Below are 17,726 nucleotides of genomic sequence, written 5' to 3'. Positions count from 1 at the left end.
CGCCATGGCTTTCGATACGGGCGCAATGCATCATTTGGACCCGAAACCGGTGACGACCGTCATCACTGTCTTGAAGATGATCAGGATATCCAGCCACACGGAAAAATAGCGGATGTAAAAGAAGTCATATTCCAGCTTCTCCGTGGCGGCTGCAACCTGGGCGACGTTGCCCTGGTGGACCGCTGCCCATCCCGTAATGCCGGGGCGAACGGCGTGGCGATAGCCATAAAAGGGGACATGCCGTGCATAGTGCTTGGCCAGATTCAGCGCTTCAGGGCGCGGCCCGATCCAGCTCATATCGCCCTTGAACACGTTGAAGATCTGTGGAAGTTCATCGATGCGCCACTTGCGCAGATACATTCCGAGCTTGGTGATGCGCGGATCGCGATCGACCGTGAACTCGGGGCCCTTGATGCCCGAACGCATGGTGCGCAGCTTATAGCAGATGAACGGCTTGCCGCGATGGCCGATGCGCACCTGGCGGAAAACGGCAGGGCCGGGGCTTTCCAGTCGGATCGCTACACTGGCAAGAGCGATGATCAAGAGGAAGATCGGGAAAAGCATTATGGCGAGCATCAAGTCCAGCGTCCGCTTCAGTCGTAGATAGAAGAGCGAAGGTAGCAGCGCGCCAAACTCATTCTCGGATTCGTTGTTGAACCGAACCCGGCCTGTGAGACCCTCGACAATATGCGACAAATGATAGACTGGCACGCCATTGAGCACCATCTTGGTGATGAAGGAGGACCATCGCATCGAGAGATCGGCATGCGGGTCATAGGCGATCGCTGTCATGCCCTTGACGAACTGCGGCTGTTCCAGCGGCAACCAGGCAACGCTTTCGGGCAAGTCCCTCAAGGTCGTGTCATCGACACCGAGAATCCCGATCACCGGGTGCAGGTGCTTGGTTCGCAACAGCGCAAGCAGCATGTTTAGCGCGATCACCACCGCAAGGCTGACGAAGATTGGCTTCACACCGAGCGGAACCTTGGTGACGTAAAGAGTGAAATAGGAAAAACCGTAGGAAGCCATGAAAGTCGGAATGACAACGGCAGCCGAGGAGATCAGTGGCAGCGCAGCGATGCGCTGCACCGAAAAATGGCCTGTTACGATCGCCAGCAGACAACATGCCAGCGTCGGAGCGAAATGTTCCAGCGTCGGGATAATCCGGCCAAGGGTTTGAGGCTGGATGATGGAGAACAACGGCGCAATCAGTCCGACCATCAGGCCAAGCGCAAGAACATAGCGATTCGAGCTGAGGATGACGCGCGCAAGCCGGCTGTCAGCGGCTGCCGCCACAGGATGGATCGATCCCCTTTTCACAACGATATTGTTCACGATGCATATTCCATTAGGCTTGGACGGGACGTTGGCCTGAACAGTCTGTTGGTGGTCGAACCACCACGCCATGTGGCGCTTTGGGGCCCCTTTCCACCCGTTGTAGCCAAAAGTCAAATGGCAGCTATGACTGGCCCACGCAGTGCCGCGCGGCACTGCGTGGGCCACAAATTGAGATGCCGGGACATCGCCCCGCATTGCGGAACGGGCAACGCACTCTTGTGACGGCGGGAACATGCTACTAAGAGCCGCGAACCGGATGGGGGCTGAGACCTGAACTTGCGCTCTTTTTCAAGGCCGCCGCCCCGAAGGGAACACCGGACTGGCGCATCTGGGGTTGGGCGGAAGGGCTGAAATTCACACAACAGTCTGCGGCCAGGTCCTTCGCTCGCAACGTCTTATTGCCTTTCAGGCCAATCAAATTGCAACGTTTATGACATTTCGACTCGAGGTGGCGGGTGAATTACAGGCCTGATATTGATGGACTACGCGCCATTGCGGTTTCCACGGTTGTTTTGTTTCATCCAGGCGTACCCTTCCTGTCGGGGGGCTATGTCGGTGTCGATGTATTCTTTGTTATTTCGGGCTATCTGATTACCGGTATCATCAACAAGGAAATAGTTTCGGGCACGTTCAGCTTTCGGAATTTCTTCGAACGTCGCATCCGGCGAATTTTCCCTGCGCTGTTTTTCATGCTTTTCGTAACTACGGTGATGGCGTCGATAGTTATGATGCCTCGGGATTTGATGGACTATGCAAAATCCTTGGTCGCCACCGTGCTGTCGGGATCAAACATGCTGTTCTGGTGGCAATCGGGATATTTCGATGGCGCTGCCGAGGCAAAGCCTCTTCTGCACACCTGGTCGCTCGCAGTGGAAGAGCAATTCTATCTCGCGTTTCCGCTGATCCTAGTGCTGCTGCAGCGATTTATGCCCCGTAGAATCCAGCCGGTCGTAGTAACCGCCATATTGCTGTCCTTCGGCCTGTCGGTTGCGTTAATGGCTATATCGCCGACATCGAGCTTCTACATTGCACCGCTCAGGGCGTGGGAGCTGCTGATCGGTGCGATGCTCGCCTTTGTCGGCCATGCCAGGATCAGCAATCCGCTATTGCGTGAGCTTCTTGCCGGAGCAGGCCTGGTCGCCATACTGGCCACGGCAGTGCTGTACACAAAGCTGACGACTTTTCCTGCCCAGGGCGCGGTGCTGCCGGTGCTGGGCAGCGCGTCGATTATCCTGGCCGGTTCGACCGGAACTACACTTGTCGGCCGGCTTCTGGCGCTGCGCCCGATGGTGTTTGTTGGCCTGCTGTCCTATTCCTTCTACCTCTGGCACTGGCCCGCGCTAGTCTTGGCCGAATATGTCGCGATCGACGAGCTGACCACCATGCAATCGGCGATCGCCGTCGGCTCGGCATTGTTTATGGCCTATCTTTCGTGGAGGTTCGTCGAACGCCCATTCCGGTCGAAAACCGGCCTGATCAAGACGCAAAAGGCAGTGTTCGTCGCTGCCGCTGCCACGGTCATGTTAAGCATCGGCCTGAGCGGCGCGATTTTGGTGGCGCAGGGCTTGCCCTTGCGTTTCTCGCCGAACGTCACTCGCATCCTCGTAGCCAGCGAATCGCTCACCGACCGCATGGCCACCTGCTCGGCACAGGTCGAAAAGCAGCTGGATCCAAAGGGCGGGTGCGTCATTGGCAGCAACCCGCAGCCCACAGGCTTTCTGATGGGCGATTCGCATGCCGATGCCATAACAGGCGCGGTCCAGGCAGTTGCCAAGGCTAAGGGGATGTCCTTTTATTACGGGGTTGATGCTAGCTGCCCGCCGTTGCTCGGCGTCGGGACTGGCACGCAATGCATTGCAAACAATCGGCGCTGGCTCGACTTTATCGGCAAGCATCCGGAAATCAGGACCATTATCATCGCATCACGCTGGACATCCTATACCCGTGGTAGGGCCGTCGATTTCGGCCCGGCGGAGAGCAACGAGCAACTCCCTTATCTGATGCTTGAAAACGGCGAGACCGTCCCGCGCTTTTCCATACAGGCGAAGCGCGCCATGCAGACCGGAATTAGTGGCATGGTCGATGCACTTATCAAGCTGGGCCGTGACGTGGTCATCGTCTACCCGATACCCGAAACCGGGTATAACATCCCGACGACACTGGCGCGGATGGTGAGCCAAGGGCGCGCGCCCGAGAAATTCACGCGGCCTATGCGCTACTATCAGCAAAGGCAGCGTTCGACTTTCGAGATCCTCGATAGCCTGCCCTATGGCGAACATCTTAAGGCGCTCCATCCCGAGCAAATTCTGTGCGACAACGGGCAGTGCCGGGTTTATTCGGCTGGCAAGGTGCTTTACTGGGATGATGACCATCTCAGCCTTGAGGGTGCAATGCTACTCTATCCCGACCTTTTGGACATTATTGGTTCTTTCCCCGTGCGCTAATGTTTGCAGCCATCACTTGCTAGTCCCCGAAGACTTGGACATCTGCATTCTCTATCTGGCCGGAACAGCCCATTCCCCAATGTTAGGTGTCGTTGGAACAATCGCCCGGCGCAATGTTTTGAATGAGTTGATCGATGACCTGAAAGAGATGGAGTACAGCGGCTATGATTCGGTCCACATGTGCACGGTTCATGAAGGCCCGCGTGCCCACAGGCGCGCCCAGGGCAAGCTGAGTGACCAGGTCGATATACTAACCAAGGACTTCGCGCCGGAACATTTCGGCATTGCGCACACTCGCTGGGCGACGCACGGCGCGCCGACCAAATCGAACGCGCACCCACATGCGACCCAAGAGGTTGACCTTGTGCACATCGGTATCACTGAGAACTTCAAGAGCCTGGGCAATGCGTTGATCGAGCGCGGCCGCCGGTTCGAGAGCGAAACCGATTCGGGAATGGGCGTACGTCTGCTAATACCAAGGCGCGCTGAGGCTGACTCACGAGAGGGATTCCCAACTGGCTGAAATTGTGATTCGTTGCGGCAGGCATATGGAGGCTTGCAATGGCGGCAGCGAGTGGGGTTCGGACCGATTACACATCATCGGATTTGCGGGGATTTGCCCGACGATGCAGTGACCCGGAACAGGTTCGTCGGCTGCTGGCGCTGGCGTTGATCGTTGACGGTGGAAGTCGGAATGATGCGGCCCGGTTTGCCGGGGTCACCCTGCAGATCGTGCGCGACTGGGTGTTGCGGTTCAACGAGTGCGGTCCTGATGCCCTGGCAACACGCAAGGCACCGGGACGAGCTTCGATCCTGAATGATGAGCGACGCGCCCGGCTGGCGGAGCCGGTCGAGGCTGGGCCGATCCCTGCTGCCCATGGCGTTGTGCGCTGGCGGCTTGCAGATCTGGCGCAGTGGGGCTGGGATGAGTTCGCGCTTTCTGTCACCCGCCATACCTTGGGGCGCGAGCTTCGCGCGATGGGATATCGCAAACTCTCTGCGTGACCACGGCATCACGGGCAGAAGCCCGATGACATTGTCGATTTTAAAAAAACTTCGCCTCCCGTCTGGCGCGGATCAAGCGAAGGCTCCCGAGAGGAACGCCCGTAGAGCTTTGGTAGCGGGACGAAGCGCGCATCGGCCAGCAAACCAAGCTCACCCGGCGTTGGGCCAGACGCGGCACCCGCCCATCAGCGCCCAAGGATCAGCGATGCGCCTCCGCATGGATGTTTGGTGCGATATGCCCCGCTGAAGGGAAGGCCGCCGGGATCGTCATGCCCAAATGCAACAGCGAGGCGATGAGTATACATCTTGAGGAAATCGCCTTCCACATCGCGCCAGGTGCGCATGCGGTGCTGCTGCTTGATCAGGCCGGATGGCACAACTCGGCCGAGCTGGTCATATCTCCCAATATCACCCTCATGCCTCTGCCTCCCAGGTGCCCAGAACTCAATCCGGTGGAGAATGTGTGGCAGTTCATGCGCGACAACTGGTTATCGAACCGCATCTACCAATCATACGACGACATCGTCGACCACTGCTGCTTCGCATGGAACAAGCTCGTCGATCAGCCATGGCGAATTATGTCTATCGGCCTGCGCAGGTGGGCTCATGGGTCATGATCAATGCGCGTTGGTATAAGTGAGCAGATCTCGGTAGGCGGCAGGTCGCGCTGCCACAGATGGATTTCGCGATGTCCGATATCGACCGGGTGACGATCATCGCCTGCGGTACCGCTTCTTATGTCGGCATGATCGCCAATACTGGATCGAGCAGCTGGCGCGCGTGACCGTCGAAGTCGATGTGGCATCTGAATGCCGCTATCGTGATCCCGTCCTGATGCCGGGCATGCTGGGGGTCTTGGTGTCCCATTCGGGTGAGACCGCCGATACGCTGGCGGCGTTTCGGCACATGAAGGCAGGAGGGGCGACCACCGCTGGCATCATCAACGTGCCGCCCAGCTCGATTGCGCGCGAGGTCGAACTTTTTGCTGCCGACGCATGCCGGGCCGGAAATCGGGGTTGCCTCGACCAAGGCGTTTACCTGCCAGCTGGCGTGATGGCGGCGCTCGCGGTCAACCTGGCCCGCGCCAAGGGACGATTGGATGCTGCCGAAGAGGCCGAAATCGTCCGTCACCTCATCGAAGCGCCTGCGGCGATCAACGAAGCGCTGGGTCATGATGCCGAGATCGAGGCGATGGCGCACACGATTGCGCAGGCCCGCGACGTGCTGTATTTGGGGCGCGGGCCGGACTACGCGCTGGTACTCGAAGGCGCGCTGAAGCTCAAGGAAATCAGCTATATCCATGCCGAAGGCTATGCTGCAGGCGAGATGAAGCATGGCCCGATCGCGCTGATCGACGAGGCGGTGCCGATCATCGTCATCGCCGCCTCCGGCCCGCTGTTCGAAAAGACGGTGAGCAACATGCAGGAAGTGCGCGCGCGCGGCGGCCAAGTGGTGCTGATCTCCGATGCCGAAGGCTTGGCTGAAGCAGGCTAAGGCTGCCTGGCAACCATCGAGATGCCCAAGGTACACCCCATAATTGGCCCTATGGTTTACTGCGTACCAATTCAGTTGCTCGCCTATCACGTCGCCGTCGCCAAGGGCACCGATGTCGATCAGCCGCGCAACCTGGCGAAATCAGTGACGGTAAAATAGAACCAACAAGGATAATCATAGCCTTACCGCACCAATTTATCACCTAATAAAATAATAACTTAGATGATATATATTTATAATTGCCTGCTCCGCTCACTTATCCAAGTGAATGCCATAGACCCATCTCTGAAATAAAATTCTAAGCGGGTGCAGCCCAATTAGAACTATTCACAAAGTACCAGATTAAAATTTATATTGCAAGCAATCACCGAGCAATCACACACAGACTTTTGTATTCATCTGACCTTGCGGTGGCTGCGCCAGGGTCGCACGATGGAGATATGCGAACCGATCTCGACCATCTGCCCAGCCGGAAGCAGCAGGAGCTGCAGGGCGCAATGCGTATCCTGTTCGAGGAGTTTGCGGCCGCGATCGGCAGCACTACAGCGCCTTGGAAAAAGCAGGGCCGTATCCTCAAGATTATTCTTTATGGCAGCCATGCCCGCGGTGACTGGGTCAATGACCCTGTTGGCGGCTATAAGTCAGATTTTGATCTGTTAATTGTGGTTAATGACGAACGCCTTACCGATATCGTTGATTATTGGGCAGCCACAGATGACCGGCTGATGCGCGCGATGACAATCACGCACACGCTCAGCGCGCCGGTGAGCTTCATCGTTCACAGCCTCAAGGATGTGAACAAGCAGTTGGAGCAGGGACGTCCGTTCTTCACCGATATCGCCACACAGGGCATCGCGCTGTACGAGGCCGAGGGGTTTCCGTTTACGACGCCGGCCAAACTCGCCCCAGATGTGGCTCGTGCTGAGGCGCAGAAGCATTTTGACATCTGGTTTGAGCAAGCAGACAGTGCCAAGTCAGGAGCGATGTTTTTCGTCCAAAAGGGCAAATCCCGTGACGCTGCGTTCTTGATGCATCAGGCTACAGAACGGCTTTACCACTGCGTGATGCTTGTCTTCACCCTCTACAGCCCAAAGTCTCACAAACTGGCCTTTCTCCGCGGCCATGCGGAGGCGATCGCGCCCGAGCTGACCAAGGCCTGGCCTCGCGACGTCCGGTTCAGCCGCCGGTGCTTCGAACTGCTGCGGCAGGCATATGTGAATGCGCGTTATTCCCTGCACTTCAAGGTTAACGACGAGGAGCTAGCTTGGCTTTGCGAACGCGTGTCTCTCTTGGAGAACTTAGTTGGGGACTGACGTGATGTCGTGGACGACCTCCGCACCACCGTAGCTGTGTGATGATGTGGTCGTTGTAGGTCCACGTCTAGGAGTCGTTCCATGGAGCAGAAGATTGTCACCGTCGGATTGGATCTGGCGAAGAATGTGTTTCAGGTCCACGCCATCGCTGCCGATGGCGCAGTGCTGTTCCGGCGCAGGTTGCGCAGGACAGAAATCATCCGCTTCTTCACTGAGTTGCCGCCTTGCCTGGTCGGCATGGAAGCGTGTACGTCGGCGCATCACTGGGCGCGCGAGTTGACGGCGAACGGCCATGAGGTGCGCCTCATGCCTCCGGCCCATGTTAAGCCGTATGTGAAGCGTGGGAAGACCGATGCAGCGGATGCTGAAGCGATCTGCGAAGCGGTCACCCGGCCGACGATGCGCTTCGTCGCTGTGAAGTCGGTCGAGCAGCAGGCGGTGCTGATGCTCCACAAAAGTCGCGACCTGATGGTCAGACAGCGCACCATGTTGATCAACGCGCTCCGCGGCCACCTAGCTGAATACGGGATCGTGACGGGTCTGGGCGCTGGCGGCGTAGTGGCTTCCCTGAAGGCGCTGCACGAAGAGCAGGACAGGTTTCCCGCACACACGCGTTCGGCCCTTCATGCTATTGCCGCTCAGCTGAGGGCACTAACCAGCGAGATCGATAGGCTTGAGGCGCAAATCCTCGATTGGCACCGTAACAACGAGACGAGCCGCAGGTTGGCTACGATCCCGGGGATCGGCCCGATCACAGCTTCAGCTATCGCGGCAGCGGTGCCCGACGCCTCTCCGTTCCGATCAGGTCGTCAGTTCGCCGCCTGGCTTGGGCTCACACCTCGTGCGAACAGCTCGGGCGGCAAAGAGCGGCTCGGCGGAATAACCAAACAGGGCGATGGCTATCTTCGCCGGCTTCTGGTCGTCGGTTCGACTGCTGTTATGCGAATAACGCGCAAGAATCCGGCTCGCCAACCCTGATGGCGGACCTGCTCGAGCGCAAGCCTGCGAAGATCGCGGCAGTGGCGCTCGCCAACAAGATAGCACGGATTGCCTGGGAAGTGACGACGCGGAAGGAGGTCTACGCCGCCGCCGCATAACGAGATCTCCGTCACTCGACAATCGCGTGATGGGATGCGTTGGAGCAGCTTAGTAGTGATGACGAACCGGTCAGACCGGGGGTTGGTGAAACCCAGAGGGTCAAAGCGCTTCGAGCGCGATGACGTGATTAGGGAGCCAGCCTGCGGATTTCATCAGGGCCAGCAGCCATTTGGTGCTGCGCGAACAGGCCGAACACATGGATGCACCCGACCGAGGTCATCAATGCCGAAAATCTCTTGCGCCGCGGAGGTCGTCCACACATGGACCTACAACGACCGCAGTATGACACAGCTACGCTGGTGCGGGGGCCGTCCACGCCATCACGTCACTGGACCAACTTGAGCGACAGCAAGTTTCCTATTCACATGGATGCCCGTAGCCAGCTGGTATCATTGTGGCGAGCTGTCTCCCATAAATCTGCAGCTGCTGGCTCGCAAACTGCGCCGTGTGCCGCAAATCACACTAGAGGTTGAGATTACCTATCAAACCGGTCTAAAGGCCCGGCCCGATCGCAATATCGTTAACGAGTACACAAACGGATAGCTGGCAACGACGCCTACAGTTCCTGTTTCGTATCTGCTTTGAAAGGCCTCTTCCTGCATGTGTGGTATCGTTGGAATCCTCGCCCGGCGCGATGTCGTGGGCGATCTGGTCGATGGTTTGAAGCGGATGGAATACCGCGGATATGACTCCGCGGGAGTCTGCACGGTGCACGACGGCCAGCTGGTGCGTCGGCGCGCGCAGGGCAAGTTGCGCAATCTGGTCGATGTGCTGGCGAAGGATCCCGCGCCCGGCCATGTCGGCATCGCGCACACCCGCTGGGCGACGCACGGCGCGCCGACCACATCGAACGCGCATCCACATGCTACGGACGAAGTGGCGCTGGTGCACAACGGCATCATCGAGAATTTCAAGCAGCTGCGCGATGCGCTGATAGCGCGTGGTCGCCGTTTCGAGAGCGAGACCGATTCCGAGGTCGTCGCGCATCTGCTGAGCGAGCGGATCGAGGCCGGCGACAGCCCGCAGGACGCGGTCAAGGCCGTACTGCCGCAGCTGCGCGGCGCCTTCGCGCTCGCCATCGCGTTCCGCCAGTATCCGGATATGCTGATCGGCGCGCGGCTGGGTTCGCCTCTGGTGCTGGGCTATGGCGAGGGCGAGACCTATCTGGGTTCCGACGCGCTGGCGCTCGCTCCATTGACGCAGCGCATCGCCTATCTCGAAGAGGGCGACTGGGTGGTGCTGACCCGCGACGGCGCGCAGGTCTTTGACGCCGACAATGCTCCGGTCGAGCGCGAGGTCACGCTGTCGGGTGTGACAGGCGCGCTGATCGACAAGGGCAACCACCGCCATTTCATGCAGAAGGAAATCTTCGAGCAGCCGGTGGTCGTGGCGCAGACGCTGCAAAGCTATATCCGCTCGGTCGAACAGCAGGTGGCGCTGCCGCAGATGGACTTCGAGCTTTCGGACATCGACCGGGTGACGATCATCGCCTGCGGCACCGCATCCTATGTTGGCATGATCGGCAAATACTGGATCGAGCAGCTCGCCCGCGTGCCGGTCGAGGTCGATGTCGCGTCGGAATACCGCTATCGCGATCCGGTGCTGTCGCCCGGAATGCTGGGCGTGGTCGTGTCTCAATCGGGCGAGACCGCCGATACGCTGGCGGCCCTGCGCCACATGAAGGCGGGCGGGGTGACCACCGCAGGCATCATCAACGTTCCCACCAGCTCGATGGCGCGCGAGGTCGATCTGTTGCTGCCGACGCACGCGGGCCCCGAGATCGGGGTGGCCTCGACCAAGGCGTTCACCTGCCAGCTGGCGGTGATGGCGGCGCTTGCGGTCAATCTTGCGCGCGCCAAGGGGCGCCTCAGCCAGGCTGAAGAGGCCGAGATCGTGCGCCATCTGATCGAGGCGCCCGCTGCGATCAACGCGGCGCTGGCACATGATGCCGAGATCGAGGCAATGGCGCACACCATCGCACAGGCGCGCGACGTGCTGTATCTGGGGCGTGGGCCGGACTATGCGCTGGCGCTGGAAGGCGCGCTGAAGCTCAAGGAAATCAGCTACATCCACGCCGAAGGCTATGCCGCAGGCGAGATGAAGCATGGCCCCATCGCGCTGATCGACGAGGCGGTGCCGATCATCGTCATCGCGCCCTCGGGCCCGCTGTTCGAAAAGACGGTGAGCAACATGCAGGAGGTGCGCGCGCGCGGCGGCAAGGTGGTGCTGATCTCGGATGCCGAAGGCCTCGCCGAAGCAGGCGAGGGGTGTCTTACCACGATCGAGATGCCCAAGGTCCACCCGCTGATCGCGCCGCTCGTCTATGCCGTGCCGGTCCAGCTGCTCGCCTATCACGTCGCGGTCGCCAAGGGCACCGATGTCGATCAGCCGCGAAACCTCGCCAAGTCCGTCACTGTGGAGTGACGGGGTCCAGAGGTCATCAATCGACCAGATAGCCTGACCGTCACCGGCGGCTGCCATTGCGGCGAGGTGCGGTTCCAGGCCGACGTCGCGCCGCAGGTGCAGGATGCGCTGACCAGCCACTGCTCCGAAACGGCGCTTTAGGACCTATTCGACGGTAACACCGTACCGACCAATTTCTCGTGAACGCTAAAACTGGTCTAAGCGGGGCTCTGTTGTATAGCAGAAGGACTTCACCCTTGGTGCGTTTGTGGGGAGTGATCAAACGTCGAAAGCATATCCATTTTCGATGCGTTGTATGGCTTGGCGCTTGCAAACGCTTGGCTCGGATAGCAAGGTAAGCCAATGCGCTCCGACCTCGACCATCTACCCGAACAAAAGCAGAGCGAACTGCGAGCGGCAGTCCGTATATTGTTTGATGAGTTTGCTGCAGCAATCGGCAACACTACGGCCCCTTGGAAAAGGAAGGGAAGAATTCTTAAGGTCGTCCTGTATGGAAGTTTTGCTCGAGGGGATTGGGTCGATGATCCGCTCAGCGGTTACAAATCTGATTATGATCTTCTCGTAGTAGTAAACGATGAAAGATTATCGGATGTTGTTGACTACTGGGCTGGTACAGATGATCATTTGATGCGCGAGATGGTGATAACAAATAGGTTGAGCGCGCCGGTGAATTTTATTGTACACACTATCAGTGATGTAAACAGGCAACTAAAACACGGCCGACCATTCTTCGTCGATATCGCAAAACAAGGTATAGCTCTCTATGAGGCAGAGGGCTTTCCGTTTGCTATGCCTACTAAATTAGGGGAAAAAGCCTCGCTTGAGGAGGCGCGAAATTACTTTAATCAATGGTACCCCAGCGCCAAAAGGCGCCTGCAGACATTCAGAATCGAACAACTCGAAGCGCACGCCGACGTCGAATGGCGGCGTGATGCAGCTTTTACCCTACATCAAGCAACTGAGCGGCTTTACCATTGCTTGATGCTAGTCTTCACCCTGTATAGTCCAAAATCTCACAAGCTGGGCTTTCTGCGCGGCCATGCTGAAGAGCTGTCACCTGGGCTCATTGCGGCGTGGCCGCGCAATGACCGGTTCAGTCGGCGATGTTTCGAATTACTCCGGCAGGCCTACGTGAATGCCCGCTACTCATCCCACTACAAGATAAGCGAAGAAGAACTCGATTGGCTTGGCGAACGTGTGTTAGTGTTGCAGGAGTTAGTACGCATAGCATGTTTGGATAAAATTGAATGAAAAATCCTATAAATAGAGCAATCATGGCGACAGTTACCATATAATTCAGACTTTAGTGCAGTGCAGCCGGAACCAGCAGGCCTGGGAATGGTAGAGCTGTTTTTTAAGTGGATAAGTGTGTAACAATATACTCAACCCTCCTGAAAATCAGGTCGCCACGGAATTGGTGCTTGTAGCAGCGATAGTCTAATTGAAATTTGGCATTCGGATTCGACGGTTTCGGGATTTCCGGCGGACTGCTGCACTGATGCACTGATGCACTGATGTACTGATGCACAAGGCACCTGCTCAGCTTTTATGTGAGCAGGCGAACACTTTAGGAGTTTATCAGTTTGAATGAACTTTCTGGGGTCTAGTCGGTGCTACTGGTGTTGATGCCGGGCTTGTTTGAGAGCTGCGGCATCTAGATCACAAGGTTCCGTAAGGCTTGGCAGGACGAGATCACATCGGCGCTTCTGGTTTCCAGCTGCGCGCTTACTGAAGCGCTGAAGGCCTGCAGCATCAAGAAACTTTTGAATAGCCTGACTTTTTTCAGCTCTGCGCGTTACACGATATGAAAAGTCTTGTAAAAAACTGGACCACATTTTTTGGCGGGCCACCAATGGGCTTGGCGAAGAGTCTTCCATCTTTTTAGATAGACTGCCCAGATTGACGTGTCACGCTTGACTAAACTGGGAGCATCGCGGAGATGACAGTTATGAATGTAATGGCTTTTCCGATGAAGCTTACGGCGCGCGAGGTGACAAAGCCATGGGGAAAGGCCGATGTCCCGGCTCCCTTCAGCAACACCGGCCCCGACAAGATCGGCGAAATCTGGTTCGAGGCTGAAGGCGCTGCTCCGCTCGCGTTGATGGTGAAGTACATCTTCACTAGCGAGAAGCTGTCGATCCAGGTCCATCCTGGCGATGCCTACGCGCGCTCGATCGGCCTGTCCGGCGGCAAGGAGGAGTGCTGGCTGGTGCTCGATGCCGAACCCGGCGCGACGCTGGGGATCGGCCTGGTGCGCGACCTCAGCGGTGACGAACTGCGCGCGGCCGCGCTCGATGGCTCGATCGAGCAGCTGCTTGCCTGGCTCCCGGTGGCGCGCGGCGACTTCTTCTACATCCCGGCTGGCACCATCCACGCCATCGGCGCGGGGCTCAGCCTGATCGAGATCCAGCAGAACGCCGATGTGACCTTCCGGCTGTACGATTATGGCCGCCCGCGCGAACTGCATCTCGACCAGAGCATCGCGGTTGCGAACGCTGCGCCCTATCGCCACACGCTGGCGCGGCACATCGATCTGGACACCGACCAGACACTGGTCGACGGGCCGCTGTTCGAGCTTCGCCTGGCAGGAGATGCCCCCGAAACGCTGGAGGGAACAGGCCCGCTGCTGGTGATCCCGATCGAAGGCAGCGTATCGGTGCAGAGCGCCGCCGGTGCCGTTACCGCGGTAGCGGGCGAATGTCTCGCGATCGATCCAGCCTCTTCCTATCACGCCAGCAGCGACGCGCGCCTGCTGCTCGCCCGCGCTCATGAGAACGGCCAGACTGCATGACAAAAATCCTTCCCGTGATCCTGTCGGGCGGTTCGGGCACCCGGCTTTGGCCGCTGTCGGTCGAAGCCCGCCCCAAGCAGTTCCTGCCCTTGGTCACCGACCGGTCGATGTTCGCCGACACGCTTGCGCGCGCCAACGGCTCGGACAGGTTCGGCCCTGCGCTGATCATTGGCGCGGAGCGTCATTGCGATCTGATGCAGGCCGAACTGACCGAAGCGGGGCTGGGCGATGCGCGGATTCTGCTGGAGCCGAGCGCGCGCAACACTGCGCCTGCTATCGCGCTGGCGGCGCTGGCGGCAGGATCGGGCGATGCGGTGATGCTGGTGATGCCCAGCGACCATGTCATCGGCGATCTGGATGCGTTTCTCGCCGCAGTCGACGCTGCGCGTCCCGCCGCGGAACAGGGCTGGCTGGTCACCTTCGGCATCGAGCCGACCGGGCCCGAAACCGGCTTTGGCTATATCCTCATGGCCGCGCCGCTCGCCGATATCCCCGGGGTCCGGCAGGTCGAACGCTTCATCGAAAAGCCGCCGCGCGACAAGGCCGAGGCGATGCTGGCCGAGGGCAACCATGCCTGGAATGCCGGGATCTTCCTGATGCGCGCCGATCGCTATCTGGAGGAGCTGGCGCTGCACGCCCCCGACATGCTGCGCGCCGCAAGGGAATCACTCGAGGGCGTCCAGCTCAACGCGCGCACCATCCGCCCGCTGCCCGACCGCTTTGCCGCCTGCCCCTCCGATTCGATCGATTATGCGGTGATGGAACGCGCAGACCGCGTCGCCATCGTGCCGGTGTCATGCGGCTGGTCGGATGTCGGCAGCTGGGACGCGCTGGCAGGCATCGCCCCGCCCGACGACGCGGGCAACACCCGCCATGGCGAGGTCATCGCGATCGGTTGCAGCAATTCGCACATCCATGCCGACGGCATCACCGTCACCGCATCGGGCATCAGCGACCTCATCATCATCGCCAACGGCAGCCACGTGATGATCGTCCCCAAGGGCCGCTCGCAGGACGTCAAGAAGATCGTCGAGGCGCTGAAAGCGGGCGGGTAGCAGCACGGGCAAGAGGCAACGAGGCGGGCAGATGATCCGGTTTCCATCCCTTTTCGCCCCATGGCTTGCCATTGGAGCGCTGTGCCTTGGAATCGCTGCGTGCAGCGGTGGAACGGTGGCTGGCGAGGATAACAGCACAAAGGCGCGTTCGATGGGCAATCCGGTGGTTCATTTCGAGATCCCCGTCACCGACATGGACCGGGCGGTGGCGTTCTATGAAGCCGTGTTCGGCTATCGGCTGACCCGGCAAGAGGTCGATGGATATGACATGGCGTTCTTTGCGCGCGCCGACGGGGCTGCCGGTGCGAGCGGGGCGCTGGCCAGAGGCGATGTCTACCGGCCGAGCAAGGAGGGCGTGATCGTCTATTTCGACGTTCCCGATATCGATGCGGTGCTGCAAAAGGCCAAGGCCCGAGGCGCCAGGATCCTCTACGCGAAGAAGGATATCGGCGCGGCGGGGTTTGTCGCCGAAATCGAGGACAGCGAAGGCAATCGCATCGCGCTGTCGCAGGTCAGGGACTGATCGCGCACAGCGGGCAAAGAGCGCCAGCGCCCGCCTATTCGTCTTCGCGCAGCGCCGGGGCGACCCGTTCTTCCTGCGGCGTCGGCGGCAGACGACGCACAGGGGGCCGGGGTTCAGCCTGACGGACCTGCGGCCGGTTGACCGGATCACGGCCAAGCGCGCGATCTATGAAATTGTCATCCAGCCGCTCGGGCTGCTGCACCGGCGGCGGCGCGAACGGGTCGGGCTCGGCCGGGCCGCGGCCCGGATCGATCGGGTTGCCGTTCTCGTCGATGAAGATCACATCGTCGGGCGAGCCGAAATAGGCCTCGTCGTCGGGCTCTAGCTGCCATTCGGGAAGCTTGAGCTCGGTGTCGAACGGCTCGACCTTGCGCTTGGCGACCGCGACCTTCATGAACGAGGCGAACGCGCGCGCGGGCGCGGTGCCGCCCTGCAGCCCGCCGACCGGGCGGGCATCGTCGCGGCCCATCCATACGCCGGTGGTGATCCCGCTCGAAAAGCCAAGGAACCAGCCGTCCTTGTTGCTGTTGGTGGTGCCGGTCTTGCCCGCCACAGGCCGCCCGATCTGCGCGGCGCGCCCGGTGCCGACATTGACCGCGGTCTGCAGCAGGTCGGTCATCCCGGCGGTGACGTGCGGCGGAACGAGCACCTGGCTCATGTCGGATTCATGGCTGTAGAGCACCTCGCCATCGCTGGTGGTGACCTTGGTGATACCATAAGGCGAAATCGCGACCCCACCCGAGCTGACCCCGGCAAAGGCGCGCACCATATCGATCACGCGCACCTCGGACGATCCCAGCACCATCGAGGGCAAGGTCGTGATCGGGGTGGTGATACCAAAACGGCGCGCCATGTTGGCGATCGAGCTGGTGCCGACATCCTCGCCGATCCGCGCGGCAACGGTGTTCTTGGAATAGGCAAAGGCGGTGCGCAGCGTGATGTCGCCCGCATAGCTGCCGCCGCTGTTGCGCGGAGACCAGCCGCCGATGGTGATCGGCGCGTCGGTGACGATGTCCTCGGGCGTATAGCCCGCCTCCAGCGCGGAAAGATAGACGAACAGCTTCCACGCCGAACCCGGCTGGCGCAGCGCGCTGGTCGCGCGGTTGTAGTTGGAGGTGACGTAATCGGTGCCGCCGACCATCGCGCGCACCGCGCCATCGCGGTCGAGCGAGACCAGTGCGCCCTGCGCGCCGCGCGGCACATGCGCCTGGATCGCTGCGGTCCCTGCGCGCTGCATGTTGAGATCGAGCGTGGTCCACACCACGATCGGCTCGCCATTGTCCTCGATCAGCGTGTCGAGCTGCGGCAATGCCCAGTCGGTGAAATAGCGTACCGAATTCTGGCCCTTTTCGGGCGCGAACTCGACGCCTTCGAGATCCGCCTCGGCGGCCTGGGCCGGGGTGATCGTGCCGACATCCTGCATCACCTGCAGCACCACGCCCGCACGGCCCAGAGCGGCCTCGCTGTCGGCGGTGGGGGAGTAACGCGAGGGCGCCTTGACCAGTCCGGCGATGATCGCGGCCTCGGCGAGCGACAGCGTCTTGGCATCATGGTTGAAGAACTTGCGCGCCGCCGAATCCACGCCATAGGCGCCGCCGCCGAAATACACCTTGTTGAGGTACAGCTCGAGGATCTGGTCCTTGGAGAACTTGCGCTCCAGCGCCAGCGCCAGCACGCCTTCGCGGATCTTGCGGGTGTACGAACGGCTGTTGCTGAGGAACACGTTGCGCGCGAGCTGCTGGGTGATCGTTGATGTCGCCCGCACGCGGCCGCCGCCTGCGACCGAATTGTAGATCGCGCGGCCGATGCCGATCGGGTCGACGCCGGGGTGATAGGCGTAGCGGCGGTCCTCGACCGAGACCATCGCGTCCTTCATTACCTGCGGAATGTCATCGATATCCAGCCATTCGCCGAAGCTTGGGCCCAATTGCATGATCTCGGTGCCATCGGCGGCCTTGACCAGGATCATCTGGCCGTTGGGCGAGGATTTCAGGTCCTGGAAGCTGGGCAGCGAACCCATCACGGTGACCACCGCGACGACCAGGCCGATCAGCCCGATCACCGCTGCCGCCGAGCCGATCTTGACGAAACGCCAGAACCACAGGCGCGGGCCGCTTGCGGGCCTGGGCTTCGACGCGGCCCTGTCACCCTTGTCTTTCACCGCCATGTGCAATCGGCCCCGATCATTGTGCCCAGCTCATTGTGCCAGGCTCATTATGCAACGCGCGCATCAGCCGCGCC

Annotated in this window: 10 protein-coding genes and 3 pseudogenes; 11 read left to right on the top strand and 2 right to left on the bottom strand. The window is 60.0% G+C overall.

Annotated elements, in window-relative coordinates; all coding sequences use genetic code 11:
* Positions 1-30: 30 nt before the first annotated feature.
* Positions 31-1,335 carry a sugar transferase gene (locus tag BSY18_RS16065; protein ID WP_069051165.1) on the bottom strand — a complete coding sequence of 435 codons (1,305 nt, stop codon included), beginning with the start codon at positions 1,333-1,335 and terminating at the stop codon, positions 31-33.
* 458 nt (positions 1,336-1,793) lie between these two features.
* Between BSY18_RS16065 and BSY18_RS16060 the strand changes: the two genes are divergently transcribed.
* The 11 genes and pseudogenes from BSY18_RS16060 to BSY18_RS16005 all read left to right on the top strand — a co-directional run bounded on the left by BSY18_RS16060 (position 1,794) and on the right by BSY18_RS16005 (position 15,485).
* Entirely contained in the window at positions 1,794-3,782 is a 1,989-nt protein-coding gene (locus BSY18_RS16060; RefSeq protein WP_083231511.1) for an acyltransferase family protein, read from the top strand.
* A 34-nt stretch (positions 3,783-3,816) separates the two neighbouring features.
* Positions 3,817-4,305: a hypothetical protein gene (locus tag BSY18_RS21070; RefSeq protein ID WP_236823389.1), complete on the top strand. Its 489-nt coding sequence runs from the start codon at positions 3,817-3,819 to the stop codon at positions 4,303-4,305.
* Between the two features lie 38 nt (positions 4,306-4,343).
* Positions 4,344-5,404 (top strand): annotated as a pseudogene (locus BSY18_RS20730) (IS630 family transposase).
* 41 nt (positions 5,405-5,445) lie between these two features.
* Positions 5,446-6,440: pseudogene (locus BSY18_RS16040) on the top strand (isomerizing glutamine--fructose-6-phosphate transaminase); the annotation flags it as partial.
* A gap of 281 nt (positions 6,441-6,721) precedes the next feature.
* Positions 6,722-7,594: a nucleotidyltransferase and HEPN domain-containing protein gene (locus tag BSY18_RS16035; RefSeq protein WP_069051162.1), complete on the top strand. Its 873-nt coding sequence runs from the start codon at positions 6,722-6,724 to the stop codon at positions 7,592-7,594.
* A gap of 81 nt (positions 7,595-7,675) precedes the next feature.
* A pseudogene (locus BSY18_RS16030) lies at positions 7,676-8,691 on the top strand (IS110 family transposase).
* Positions 8,692-9,292: 601 nt separating this feature from the next.
* Positions 9,293-11,116, top strand: coding sequence for a glutamine--fructose-6-phosphate transaminase (isomerizing) (glmS, locus tag BSY18_RS16025; RefSeq protein ID WP_069051161.1), 1,824 nt, complete (start codon positions 9,293-9,295; stop codon positions 11,114-11,116).
* A 342-nt stretch (positions 11,117-11,458) separates the two neighbouring features.
* Positions 11,459-12,367 (top strand): HEPN domain-containing protein, encoded by a 909-nt coding sequence (locus tag BSY18_RS16020; RefSeq protein ID WP_069051160.1) that lies wholly within the window; start codon positions 11,459-11,461, stop codon positions 12,365-12,367.
* 697 nt (positions 12,368-13,064) lie between these two features.
* Positions 13,065-13,907, top strand: a complete 843-nt coding sequence (locus BSY18_RS16015; protein WP_069051159.1) for a class I mannose-6-phosphate isomerase — start codon at positions 13,065-13,067, stop codon at positions 13,905-13,907.
* The gene (locus BSY18_RS16010) at positions 13,904-14,962 is read left to right on the top strand and encodes a mannose-1-phosphate guanylyltransferase/mannose-6-phosphate isomerase (protein ID WP_069051158.1); all 1,059 of its coding nucleotides are present in this window, start codon (positions 13,904-13,906) and stop codon (positions 14,960-14,962) included. Before BSY18_RS16015 ends, BSY18_RS16010 begins: the two co-directional genes overlap by 4 nt.
* 151 nt (positions 14,963-15,113) lie before the next feature.
* Positions 15,114-15,485: a VOC family protein gene (locus tag BSY18_RS16005; RefSeq protein ID WP_069051977.1), complete on the top strand. Its 372-nt coding sequence runs from the start codon at positions 15,114-15,116 to the stop codon at positions 15,483-15,485.
* 34 nt (positions 15,486-15,519) lie between these two features.
* Here BSY18_RS16005 and BSY18_RS16000 read toward each other — a convergent pair whose 3' ends face one another.
* Complete coding sequence (locus tag BSY18_RS16000; RefSeq protein WP_069051157.1) at positions 15,520-17,652, bottom strand: transglycosylase domain-containing protein; 2,133 nt, start codon at positions 17,650-17,652, stop codon at positions 15,520-15,522.
* Positions 17,653-17,726: the final 74 nt, after the last annotated feature.

Source organism: Blastomonas sp. RAC04 (genome assembly GCF_001713435.1).
Classification (GTDB): domain Bacteria; phylum Pseudomonadota; class Alphaproteobacteria; order Sphingomonadales; family Sphingomonadaceae; genus Blastomonas; species Blastomonas fulva.
The sequence above is the reverse complement of the archived record's forward strand: the minus strand, read 5'-3'. Positions and strand labels throughout refer to the sequence as shown.